General features: G+C 43.9%; 9 protein-coding genes and 1 pseudogene. 4 read left to right on the top strand and 6 right to left on the bottom strand.

The window, feature by feature from the left end:
- Nucleotides 1–24 precede the first annotated feature (24 nt).
- The 3 genes from BN161_RS00885 to BN161_RS00875 all read left to right on the top strand — a co-directional run bounded on the left by BN161_RS00885 (nt 25) and on the right by BN161_RS00875 (nt 3738).
- Nucleotides 25–2256 carry a M56 family metallopeptidase gene (locus BN161_RS00885; RefSeq protein ID WP_044262250.1) on the top strand — a complete coding sequence of 744 codons (2232 nt, stop codon included), beginning with the start codon at nt 25–27 and terminating at the stop codon, nt 2254–2256.
- A 15-nt stretch (nt 2257–2271) separates the two neighbouring features.
- Nucleotides 2272–3039: a TlpA family protein disulfide reductase gene (locus tag BN161_RS00880; RefSeq protein ID WP_044262249.1), complete on the top strand. Its 768-nt coding sequence runs from the start codon at nt 2272–2274 to the stop codon at nt 3037–3039.
- Nucleotides 3040–3132: 93 nt separating this feature from the next.
- Nucleotides 3133–3738, top strand: coding sequence for a TonB-dependent receptor plug domain-containing protein (locus BN161_RS00875; RefSeq protein ID WP_044262248.1), 606 nt, complete (start codon nt 3133–3135; stop codon nt 3736–3738).
- A 328-nt stretch (nt 3739–4066) separates the two neighbouring features.
- On the opposite strand, the gene BN161_RS00870 is transcribed toward BN161_RS00875, so the two are convergent.
- Nucleotides 4067–5242: a peroxiredoxin family protein gene (locus BN161_RS00870; protein WP_044262245.1), complete on the bottom strand. Its 1176-nt coding sequence runs from the start codon at nt 5240–5242 to the stop codon at nt 4067–4069.
- A gap of 140 nt (nt 5243–5382) precedes the next feature.
- Here BN161_RS00870 and BN161_RS00865 point away from each other — a divergent pair, with 140 nt between their 5' ends.
- Nucleotides 5383–6630, top strand: a complete 1248-nt coding sequence (locus tag BN161_RS00865; protein WP_044262243.1) for a carcinine hydrolase/isopenicillin-N N-acyltransferase family protein — start codon at nt 5383–5385, stop codon at nt 6628–6630.
- Between the two features lie 3 nt (nt 6631–6633).
- Here the strand turns inward: BN161_RS00865 and miaA are convergent, their stop codons facing one another.
- The 5 genes and pseudogenes from miaA to lpxD all read right to left on the bottom strand — a co-directional run bounded on the left by miaA (nt 6634) and on the right by lpxD (nt 11452).
- The gene (gene miaA, locus BN161_RS00860; RefSeq protein WP_044262241.1) at nt 6634–7530 is read right to left on the bottom strand and encodes a tRNA (adenosine(37)-N6)-dimethylallyltransferase MiaA; all 897 of its coding nucleotides are present in this window, start codon (nt 7528–7530) and stop codon (nt 6634–6636) included.
- Between the two features lie 128 nt (nt 7531–7658).
- Nucleotides 7659–8218, bottom strand: a pseudogene (locus tag BN161_RS00855) (IS1096 element passenger TnpR family protein).
- A gap of 23 nt (nt 8219–8241) precedes the next feature.
- Nucleotides 8242–9009, bottom strand: coding sequence for an acyl-ACP--UDP-N-acetylglucosamine O-acyltransferase (gene lpxA / locus BN161_RS00850; protein ID WP_044262239.1), 768 nt, complete (start codon nt 9007–9009; stop codon nt 8242–8244).
- A gap of 13 nt (nt 9010–9022) precedes the next feature.
- Nucleotides 9023–10408 (bottom strand): bifunctional UDP-3-O-[3-hydroxymyristoyl] N-acetylglucosamine deacetylase/3-hydroxyacyl-ACP dehydratase, encoded by a 1386-nt coding sequence (locus BN161_RS00845; RefSeq protein ID WP_044262237.1) that lies wholly within the window; start codon nt 10406–10408, stop codon nt 9023–9025.
- A 3-nt stretch (nt 10409–10411) separates the two neighbouring features.
- A complete protein-coding gene (gene lpxD / locus BN161_RS00840) occupies nt 10412–11452 on the bottom strand; it encodes a UDP-3-O-(3-hydroxymyristoyl)glucosamine N-acyltransferase (RefSeq protein ID WP_044262235.1) in 1041 nt (346 codons plus the stop codon).
- Nucleotides 11453–11477: the final 25 nt, after the last annotated feature.

Raw genomic sequence — 11477 nt, 5'->3', positions numbered from 1 at the left:
TAAATTATTAAATAGTACGTTAATATGGGAATTTTCTTTGTCTATATACTGAAGTCTTCGGTTTGTTTGGCGGTATTTTACCTGTTTTACCGCTTGTTACTGAGCCGTGAGACGTTTCACCGTTTCAACCGGGTAGCGTTGTTGAGCATATTGTTGCTATCTTGTCTTTTGCCATTGGTGGAAGTTACTGTGGAGAAGCAGACAGAGGTTCATCAAACTATGATGACACTGGAACAGTGGCTGATGCTGGCGGATATGATGAATACTACAAATGTGGAGGAATTGCAGATAGAGGAAGTGACGGTAACTTGGATACAGGTTGCATTATTGGTGTACTTGGCTGGTATTTTACTTTTTGCTTTTCGTAATGGGTATTCGTTGCTGAAGTTGGGTAATTTGTTAAGATCAGGCAGAAAAGAAGACTTGAGTAAATATACTGACGGTGGTGAGAAAGTGACTTTGATAGTGCATGACCGCGATATAGCTCCGTTCAGTTGGATGAAATACATCGTTATTTCACAGAAAGACTTGGATGAGAATGGACGGGAAATACTTATTCATGAGTTGGCTCATATACAGAACCGGCATTCGTGGGATTTGCTGGTAACAGATATCTGCATCTTTTTCCAGTGGTTTAATCCGGCTTCGTGGCTGCTGAAACAGGAATTGCAGAATATCCATGAATATGAGGCGGATGAAACGGTGATTGAAAAAGGCGTTGACGCGAAACAATATCAATTATTATTAATTAAAAAAGCTGTCGGCACAAGGCTCTACTCTATGGCCAACAGCTTTAATCACAGTAAACTTAAAAAACGTATCACTATGATGTTAAAAGAAAAATCGAATCCGTGGGCAAGATTGAAGTATTTATATATACTTCCGGTAGCTGCCATTGCAGTAACTGCTTTTGCCCGTCCTGAAATCTCGGAAACCGCAGAAGAGATTTCAAGAATGTCGGATGCACTCGGAATAGAACAAGCAAGCTTGCTCTTCTCTCGTTTGCACGACATTTCTGCCGTCAAAGTTAATGATTTGACAGCAATTGTGGAAGCAAAAGCCATAAAAACTATGGAAGAGCCAGTACAGGTAGCTCCAGCACTGAAAGATACAGCTAAACCCGTGGAGGTGAAGTATATCCCCGTCGAAGTGACTGAGAAGCTACAGGGTACTCCCTTCTTCGAGGTGGTGGAGCAAATGCCGGAGTATCCGGGTGGCATGGCTGCTGCGTTGGAGTATATTCAGAAGAATATGCGTTATCCTGAAGCTGCAAAGAAGAATGGTACACAAGGACGCGTTACGGTACAATTTATTATTGATAAGGGAGGAAATGTGACGGATCCGAAAGTGATTCGTGCTGTAGATAAAGATCTGGATGCTGAGGCTATCCGGTTGGTGGGAGCAATGCCGAAATGGAAACCGGGTATGCAGAAAGGACAGGCGGTAGCAGTGAAGTATACACTGCCGGTAATGTTCAGACTGGAAGGGGGAGAGATGAAGAGTTCCCGTACCGTAGAAGTGAGCAGACGCCCTGGAAGTTTATTGGATAGTGCTTTGGTTATAGTGGATGGCAAAGAAGTTACCCAGTCTATATTGAATGCAATAAATGTAGACAGGATAATGAGTTTTAGCATCTTGAAGGATGCGGCTTCTACTGCAATATATGGAGAAAAAGGCAAGAATGGAGTTATATTGATCACTTTAAAAGATGATAAAGAAGGATATCATTCATCAGAAACCTATACACTAAAGAATACAGATGATCCCGTGGTTTTGGGAGTGAAAGGTACAGGTAAATTTACTACTGTCAATGGAGTGCAAGGTATCTATATAAATAGTAAGAAGGCAAACCGGGGAGATGTGACCTTTTTTGTAGATGGTGTGAAAATTGATTCCAGCGTAGCGGACATAGGTGAGGTAGTATCGGCTGAAAGAATTGAAAGCATGAGTGTTGAGAAAGGAACAGATGGAAAGGGGCAGATTTATATCACTACCAAAGACAAAAGAGGAGTTGAGAAGACTTCTGCCAAAGGTGATATGAAAGTGGAAGGTATTGTGCAGGATAAAGACGGAGAACCTGTCATAGGTGCTGCCATACTGATAGAAGGAACAAAAAGCGGCAGTATAACCGATGTGGATGGTCGCTTTGTCTTATCTGCTTCAAAAGGCGATAAACTGGTTGTTTCTTATATTGGCATGAAAACTGCTAAAGTAAAGGCGGAGCCGAAGGTGACAGTTACTTTGAAAGATGAATAATCAAAGATATTTTATATGAAAAGGAATTCTCTCTTTTTGTTTCTCTCTATGATGTTTGTTTGGGTGGGGCTTTGCTCCGCCCAAACTAGTAGTGATAAGTATGTTCTCATTGACGGATGTTTTTTCAATGGTATGCCTCCGGGAATTCGGACTGATGAAGGTGCCCAGATGATTATGCTGACAGATGGGGAAGGACATACCGCATTGGAAATACGTCTGAATAAAGGAAAAACCTTACCGGACTATGCAATGAAATATCGGGTTCCCGTAGAAAAAGTACCCGGAGGAGAGGAATTATTGCGGATTTCCCGTTCGGGAGCGCAAAAGCCAATGGCGATTGCAGCGACTAATACAGTAACTCTTGATAAATGGGTAGGAAAACCATTCCCGGACTTTAAGGTAAAGGATACGACGGGGCGGGTATGGACGAAGGCGGATATCATTGGAAAGCCTTTCGTGCTGAACTATTGGCATACTGGTTGCAGACCATGTATCAAGGAGATGCCGGAACTGAATGAATGGATGAAAACCTGTCCGGGTGTGACTTATTTTTCTACTACCTGGAATACAGCGGAACAGATAAAGAAGATAGTGGAAAACCGTCCTTTCCTTTTTACGCATATTGCCGATGAATTATTTTTCTTCAATTTGTTTAAAGTACAGGTCACACCGACTACATTGTTGGTAGATAAGAAAGGTATTATCCGTTATTGGGAAGAAGGTACAAGCGAGAGTAAACGGGCCTATTTGCTTGATAGACTAAAGGAATTATCAGTCGAATAATCAACTTTGTTTCTTATTTCTTTGTTTAAATCATTACTTTTAAGTATTTTTGTTTGAGACGGTTTAGTATTCTATCACTTAAAAGATAATGCTATGAGACAAGGAAAACAAATTCACCAGGGATATAGCTTCTTTTGGGGAGTATTTCTATTATTAGTGATGTCTGCCGCTATATCTATTCATGCTGAAGCTCCTTTTGCCAAGGAGGTGGTGCTTTTCAAAGATACTTTGAAAAATCAAACTCTCGTGACGCAGTCTCCGAAGAGAGACAGTACTTTGGTTATCAGAGACCGTGTTCCTATTCCATCTGCTCAACCTCTGTTTATTGTAAATAAGATAGAGGTTTCTTCTGAAATTGTTGCAGCATTGAACCCTGAATATATTGAAAGTATCGAGGTTCTGAAAGATGCTTCATCTACTGCAATCTATGGTACGCGTGGAGCAAATGGAGTTGTCATTTTTAAATTGAAGACCAGTGAACAGGTAAAAGAAGAAAAGACAACTAAGCAAATTGAAGCGCTTCTGAAGCACAAAGGTGTGGATAAACGTAATGTACGTTACTACATTGATGGCAAAGAAGTCCCGGCAAGAACCGCTTACCAGACAGACATTGAGCAAATGGAAGTAAAGACCGGTGCGGACGGAATACTGGAAGTTTATATCAAGCCGGCGCTTTACGTAAGGGGAGAGTATGAGTAAAAAACGGAAGTCTCGTCAAGAGCAGATTTACGGAACATTAACGGAACGGGAGGGCTTAGGCTTTCCCGTTCTTGTTTTTGGGGAATAGATGATGTGTTTACCCTGTTTACATCATCTGTTTGACCCCGGCAGATGGTTTGTTTTGGGTGATTACATGGTATGTTTTGCCTCATAACAAGGTATGTTTTCCCTGATTTCATACTATATTATACAAAAAAAGAGGAACAACCCGCGTCGCTCCTCTCAGTGTATTCTTCCTGAATCTAAATCAGGATTACGGTTACAAATATACTACATTCGTAAGGCAAAGTCAAGCATTCCGGCTTTTTTATTTGCCTATTTCTTTTTCCAATAAATCTTTGAGCGGCTGATATATGTCGCTATATCCTCGCAAGAGTGTTTTGCCTTCGGGTGAAATCACCATCAGGATGGGAACACCGTTGAAGTAGTAGTCGGTTGCTATAAAGCTATTTTCTTTTTGTTCCGTATAAACAGTGGGCCAGGGAGGGAAGTAGAGCGCAGCCGCTTCCGTATTTCCGGAAAGATCCTGAGGACGCTTGTCTCCGGTGAAGCCCAGGATTTCGAATCCCTTATCATGATATTCTTCGTAGAGTTTCAAGAGGCGTGGATGCACCCAGGTAGTCCCCGGACAACCATATCCCCAATGATAGATAAGCAGATATTTCCCCTGATAATCTGACAGGGAAATGCGACTACTGTCGTCGGCGGTAACGGTAAATGCGCTTGGAGTGTTTCCCGGTTCAATATTCTTCATTACTTTGAGCAACTGCTCTATTTTCTTTCCGGTGGTCGATGATTGAATCTCAGGGGTAAAGCGGGCAAATCTTTCCTGTGCTTCTTTGTATGGTATCGCATGGAGAGACTGCATGTATTCCAAAGCTGCATATTCGCTATCGTCCGCTGTGTTATAGAAGTTGCGCAGAGCTTCGCTCAATTCCTTGGAATGGCACTGTCTGTAAGCCTGATTATAATAGATCACTGAATCCGGATTGGCCTGCGGAGTACCCCGTAGATCGGCGAAATGGCGTAGCTTGCGATAGAGTTTGTTCATTTCCACCGTTATGCTGTCGTCCAGGGTGAGGATGCGTTGCAGGCGCGGGTCGTCATACATTCCACCTTCTTTTTGCATGGCAGGGAAGAATTCTATATCACCTTTCACCTTCAAATGGTCGCCCGGCCGGGCATAAAACGAAAAGCCGCGATTACAATAGATCGGGGGTTCGGTTTGGGAAGGATGGTATGCAATATTATAAAGGCCTGTTTCTGCAATAATTTTACTGAAAGAGAATTCTCCTTTCTTGGTAGCTACAAGTGTGTCGCAGCTGGTTTCCTTCCAATCGGGCAATGAGTGGTGGGTGAAGATAAGCGTATCTCCTGCCAGTATGCCTTGTGTAGTGGCGTCTATCTGAAAAATGGGAGCTGTTGTGCAGGAGCTGATTAGCAACACGGATGTTAATAACACTGTTAAGGAGAGTCGTTTCATAGTTTCCAATTTTTAGTTGCAATCAAAAGTAGGTGTTTTCATTGGGATATCCAATGTAAACTAAATAATTCTCATCTTTATGGGTACTTCTTTATCAGAAAATCTTATTTTTGTATCGACTTCTTAATACCTTGTAATCTATGTTGAAACAACTATCCCTATTGGCTCTGTGCATAGTAGCCATTGCGTGCCCGACTAATCCGGTGCAGGCCTGCACCTCTGCTGTCGTATCGGGCAAAGTGACGCCCGACGGTCGCCCCCTGCTTTGGAAAAACCGTGATACGGACTTTATGCGAAACCATATTGATTATGTGAAAGGCGAGAAGTATAACTTTATTGCTGTAGTGAATAGCGCCAATGCATATCTGAAAGAGGCATGGATGGGAACTAATTCCTCAGGATTTGCTTTGATGAATACACAATCGTATAATCTGGTGGATGTAAAGGGCGATGAAGAACGGGGGGCAGCCAATGGGCGTGTTATTTATCGTGCACTCGAAGTTTGTGCAACGGTAGAGGACTTCTGTCATTTTCTGGATACCATTTCCAAGCCCAGCGATATCGAAGCTAATTTTGGTGTAATCGATGCACAAGGCGGGGCAGCTATGTTTGAGGTAGATTATCATAAATATGTGATGTATGATGCCAATAACCCGAAGGACGCTCCTTATGGTTATATTGCCCGTACCAACTTTTCTTTTGCTGGTAAGGTGAACGAGGGTGCCGGTTATGTACGCTATATGGAAGCAGACCAGGTGCTGATGAAAGCTTCGGCTACGGGTAGCATTACCCCACAGTTTATTTTCAATGATTTATCGCGTTCATTCCGTAATCGTATGCTGGATATTGATTTGCGTAGCGGGGCATATAATCGTCCTCAGGCATCGGGTTGGTTTGTAGATCAGGATTTCATTCCGCGTAGCAGTACATCGTGTTCGGTAGTGGTACAAGGTGTGAAACCGGGTGAGAAAGCCGAACTGACTACCATGTGGACACTGTTAGGTTATCCTCCTACCGGTATAGCTGTTCCGTTGTGGGTGAAAGATGCCGGTAAACTTCTTCCTGGAATGGTACGTTTCGGCAAAGAACATGAGGCAGCTCCGCTCAGTGATTGGTCACTTCGTTTGGCAGACAGAGTTTTCAGCTATAAGCAGGGAATGGGTACCGGACGTTATCTGAATTGGGAAAGATTGTATAGTCCTGAGAAAGGTGACGGTTATATGACAGTGATTACTGCGGTAGAAGATGAAGTCTTCCGTACGACGAAGCCATTACTGGAAGAGTGGTATAAAAAAGGAAGCCTCGATCCCCAAGCAATACCGAAGCTGTACGATGAACTGGAATCATCTATCAGAATGATTTATCAGAGTTTACTGGAATCAGAATAGAATTTACATTATCGAACGGAGGTACGCCAGTATCTCCGTTTCTTGTTCCGGATGGAACCAACGGATTTCTTCATCTCTTTTGAACCATGTCATCTGCTTGCGTGAATAGATGCGGGAGTTCTGTTGGATTTTCTCTATGGCAAAAGGCAAGGTCCATTCTCCGTCGATATATTTGAACATCTCTTTATAACCTACTGTATTCAATGAATTAAGTGCCCGATAAGGATATACCTTTCTGGCTTCTTCTTCCAAGCCATCCTCTATCATAATCTCTACCCGCCGGTTAATGCGGTCGTAAAGTTCTTCCCGGTCGCGCGTCAATCCTATTTTGATGATGCGGAAGGGGCGTTCTTTTTTCTGTTGTGTACGAAATGAGGTGTAGGTCTTCCCTGTCATATAGCATATCTCCAGTGCATGGATTACGCGTTTAGGATTCTTCAGGTCTACTATTTTGTAGTATTCCGGATCGAGTAACTTTAGCTCTGCACACAATCTCTCCTGACCTTCCGTTTCATACTTATGCAGCATCACTTGGCGTGTTTCAGCATCTACGGTCGGAATATCATCAATGCCTTTGCAAACGGCATCCACATACATCATAGAGCCACCGGTAAGCAATACTGTATCCTGTTCGGTAAATAAGGTTTCCAGAAGTTTCAATACCTCCGCTTCATATTGGGCGGCACTGTAGTAATCCGTGAGTTGCAAGGTTCCTACAAGGTAATGTTTCACGCGTTGCAGTTGCTCGGGGGTAGGGGCTGCCGTCCCTATTTTCAAGTCGGCATAGAGTTGCCGAGAGTCTGCGGAAACGATGCAAGTTTGGTAATGCTCTGCCAGCCGCAGGCTGAGTTCGGTCTTTCCGACTCCGGTCGGTCCAATAAGCACTATCAGGGTTTTCATAAGGAAATGGTATTTAGAGAATCATTTCCCATCCGCAGATAACGCGGATAACGCAGATCTCTTCTAGGCTTAAGTCTTTCAAATCTGTGTTATCCGCGTTATCTGCGGATGAAAAATTTAAAATAATATTAGAACTTTTCTTCCTCGAACGGTGCTGCGCCACCTTCGCCTCCGCCCATGTCGAAACCTTCCTGGTCGAATTCTTCCAGATCAAAGTCCTGATCTCCATAGAAGTTTTCGTCCAGATCAAGCGATCCGCTGTTGGCTGTCATTTCTTCGAAGTCAATTGTCTGTTTCGGAGCATCACCTTCCTTCTTGGTACACTTGGCACCTTTCATTTCTTTTCCGGTAATGATCTCGGAGAGTTCAATGAAGAAACAGCGTTCTGTCATGTAGTCGAACACATAGAGTAACTTCTGCTTTTCATCTTCTATCAGTTCGCTGATAGTGGTGTCTTTCATTACCCAACTGTCCATCTCCGGATTGTCATCCATCTCTTCCAGTGTAATTTCCTTTCTTTTTCCCAATCATCATCACAGATGAAGAAAGAAGTCATCTGGTCGTTAGTATAGCCTACTGACTTCACTATAGCCTCATGGAAGTCGTAGAATGTAGCTTCCGGGTCAATTTGTATTTCTCTTACGAAGTCGTCCACTTCATCGGAGATAAGTGTAAATCTGTATATCATATTCTAATTACTTTATCGTTTTATCACCTAATAATACCACGTTCGGAGTCACGGATGAAGCTGACAATGTATTCTATTTCCGGGCTCGTCGGAATTTCTTCTTCTATTTTCTTTAATGCGTCTGAAGTGTTCAATCCACTCTGATAAATGATACGGTATGCGTTGTGTATATTCTCAATGGTTTCATTGGAGAATCCGCGACGGCGCAACCCGATAATGTTGATACCGCTGTAAGCAATCGGTTCCCGGCCTGCAATGATGTATGGCGGAATATCCTTACTGAAACGGCAACCGCCTTGTATCATGCCATATCCGCCTACACGGCAGAATTGATGCATCAATACATTGGCGCTGATAATGGAGAAATCGTCTATCACAATCTCACCTGCCATTTTGGTAGAGTTACCAATGATGCAGTAATTACCGACAAGGGCGTCATGAGCTACGTGTACACCTTCCATCAACAGGTTATTGTTACCGATAATGGTTCTACCTTTGGCAGCCGTACCACGATTGATGGTAACATTTTCACGAATGGTATTGTTGTTACCGACTTCAGCGGTACTCTCTTCTCCCTGAAATTTCAGATCCTGAGGGATGGCACCGATAACAGCTCCCGGAAAAATCGTATTTCCATTGCCGATACGTGAACCGTCCAGAATGTTGGCATTTGCCATAATCTTGTTGTTATCGCCGATTACCACATTCTTGTCGATGAATACAAAAGGAGCAATCTCTACGTTTTCCCCGATTTTTGCCTCGGGATGAATATACGCTAAGGGACTTATCATATTTAATTGAGAGTTACTTGTTCTTAACTATTTGTGCCATAAACTCTGCCTCGCAAACCACTTTCTCGCCTACGAACGCATAGCCTTTCATCGTGGAAATGCCACGGCGGATAGGTGCAAGCAGTTCTACGCGGAAGATAAGGGTGTCACCCGGCACTACCTTCTGGCGGAACTTCACACCATCTATCTTCATGAAGTAGGTGGAGTAGCGGTCGGGTTCGTCTACGGAGTTCAATACAAGCAGACCGCCTACCTGTGCCATAGCTTCAACCTGTAATACACCTGGCATGACCGGTTCCTGCGGGAAGTGTCCTTGGAAGAAAGGCTCGTTGGCAGTGATATTTTTCACGCCTACAATATAATTGGCACCTATTTCAATCACTTTGTCCACCAATTGGAATGGGTAACGGTGCGGCAACAGTTCGCGGATACGATTTACATCCATGATGGGTTTGCGGTTACAGTCGTAAGTCGGAGCCTGTATATCGTGCAGGCGGATTTCCTTACGTATCTGGCGGGCGAACTTGTTATTAATGGTATGTCCCGGACGGGTAGCGATGATACGTCCCTTGATGGGTTTGCCTATCAAAGCTAGGTCACCGATTACGTCGAGCAGTTTGTGACGGGCACATTCATTGGCCCATACCAGTGGTTTGTGGTTGATGTAACCCAGCTGCTCGGCATCCATGTGGGGGACTCCCATTACGTCGGCCAGTTTATCAAAGTCTTCCTGAGACATTTCACGTTCGTAGATTACGATAGCATTGTCCAGATCACCACCCTTAATGAGGCCGGCTTGCAACAATGGCTCTATTTCGCGTACAAATACGAATGTGCGGCTGGCAGCTACTTCGTCTTTGAACTTTGACATGTCCTCCAGTGTTGCAAACTGGTTGGGAATGATGGTCGAGTCGTAAGATACCAGTACATTCAGACTGAAGTTCTCGTCGGGCAACACGATGATGGAAGAACCAGTCTTTTCATCGCGGAACTCGATCTTTGACTTGATAATATAGAAATCTTTAACGGCGTTTTGTTCTTCTGTACCGACGCGCTCTATCTCTTTTGCATAGTATTGGGCGCTACCGTCCAGAATGGGAAACTCAGGACCGTTGACTTGTATCAAGCAGTTATCGATGCCTAAGGCATAGAGGGCTGCCATGCCGTGCTCTACAGTACTAACCTTCACACCATTCTTGGAAAGAACAGTGCCGCGAGTGGTTTCAGTCACGTTGTCCGCAACCGCATCAATGATAGGTTGTCCCTCCACGTCGGTGCGCTGGATTTTATATCCGTGGTTGTCCGGAGCCGGATTGAAAGTAACGGTAAGGTCAAGTCCCGTGTGAAGACCTTTACCACTGAGAGAAAAACTGTCTTTCAGAGTCTTTTGTTTCAACATTTGTTACTTATTTATTTGTTGTTTTAATTCATTCAGTTCTTTGCGCAATGCATTGATTTCCATATATAAGTCGGGTAATCTCTTAAAAACAACGGATGCCTTGAAATATTGTTTTGCATCGAAAGCGGGAGAACCCATCATCTGGCAATCATCTTTTACGTTTCCGGATACTCCACTTTGACCGGCTATGCCTACTTTGTTACCTATATGGGCGTGCCCGGCTAAACCTGCTTGTCCGCCTACTCTGCACCATTCGCCCACTTTGGTGGAACCTGCTATGCCTGCTTGTGCTGCCATAACGGTGTGCGAGCCGATTTCGTCATTGTGGGCTATTTGTATCAGATTGTCCAGCTTCACTCCTTTATGTACGATAGTCGCACCCATCGTGGCACGGTCTACGCAGGTGTTGGCACCGATTTCCACATTGTCCTCCAATATCACGATACCGATTTGTGGAATCTTCTCGTAACCTTCGGGCGTGGGGGCGAAGCCAAAACCGTCTGCACCGATCACGCAACCGGAATGCAGGATGCAATGATTGCCTATCCGGCAGTCATGATAAATGGTTGTATTGGCATATAAGATACAATCGCTGCCCACTTTGGCGCCACTGCCTACAGTAGCATGCGGATGTATCATTGTATTGTCTCCCACTTCTGCGTATTCGCCAATGCAAGCGAAGGGCGCAATGTAAACATTCTCGCCGATTTTCGCAGTCTCAGCAACGAAAGCCAACGGATCGATACCCACGCGTTTGGGCTTACTCTGTTCGTAAAGATTGAGCAGTTTAGCCAAACTTTCGTAGGCGTTATCTACTTTTATTAAAGTAGCTTTTATTTCCTGCTCAGGAACAAAGTCCTTGTTTACCAATACAATACTAGCTTGGGTCTCGTAGATATAAGATGTATATTTGGGGTTTGACAGAAACGATATAGCACCGGGGATGCCTTCTTCTATCTTGGCAAAAGTATGTACAGTTGCATTCTCATCTCCAACGATTTCTCCTTGGATAAATGTTGCAATTTGTTTAGCAGAGAACTCCATTGTCTTATTCTTGTTAGATGGTTTC

The sequence above is a fragment of the Bacteroides timonensis genome (genome assembly GCF_000513195.1).
GTDB classification, from domain to species: Bacteria; Bacteroidota; Bacteroidia; order Bacteroidales; family Bacteroidaceae; genus Bacteroides; species Bacteroides timonensis.
This window is presented reverse-complemented; position numbering and strand designations above follow the sequence as displayed.

Bases quoted from the DNA above. Each gene is read 5' to 3' on its own strand.
- BN161_RS00870 (WP_044262245.1), bottom strand. From the start codon at position 5,242: ATGAAACGACTCTCCTTAACAGTGTTATTAACATCCGTGTTGCTAATC.
- BN161_RS00875 (WP_044262248.1), top strand. From the start codon at position 3,133: ATGAGACAAGGAAAACAAATTCACCAGGGATATAGCTTCTTTTGGGGA.
- BN161_RS00885 (WP_044262250.1), top strand. From the start codon at position 25: ATGGGAATTTTCTTTGTCTATATACTGAAGTCTTCGGTTTGTTTGGCG.
- BN161_RS00865 (WP_044262243.1), top strand. From the start codon at position 5,383: ATGTTGAAACAACTATCCCTATTGGCTCTGTGCATAGTAGCCATTGCG.
- BN161_RS00845 (WP_044262237.1), bottom strand. From the start codon at position 10,408: ATGTTGAAACAAAAGACTCTGAAAGACAGTTTTTCTCTCAGTGGTAAA.
- lpxD (WP_044262235.1), bottom strand. From the start codon at position 11,452: ATGGAGTTCTCTGCTAAACAAATTGCAACATTTATCCAAGGAGAAATC.
- BN161_RS00880 (WP_044262249.1), top strand. From the start codon at position 2,272: ATGAAAAGGAATTCTCTCTTTTTGTTTCTCTCTATGATGTTTGTTTGG.
- miaA (WP_044262241.1), bottom strand. From the start codon at position 7,530: ATGAAAACCCTGATAGTGCTTATTGGACCGACCGGAGTCGGAAAGACC.
- lpxA (WP_044262239.1), bottom strand. From the start codon at position 9,009: ATGATAAGTCCCTTAGCGTATATTCATCCCGAGGCAAAAATCGGGGAA.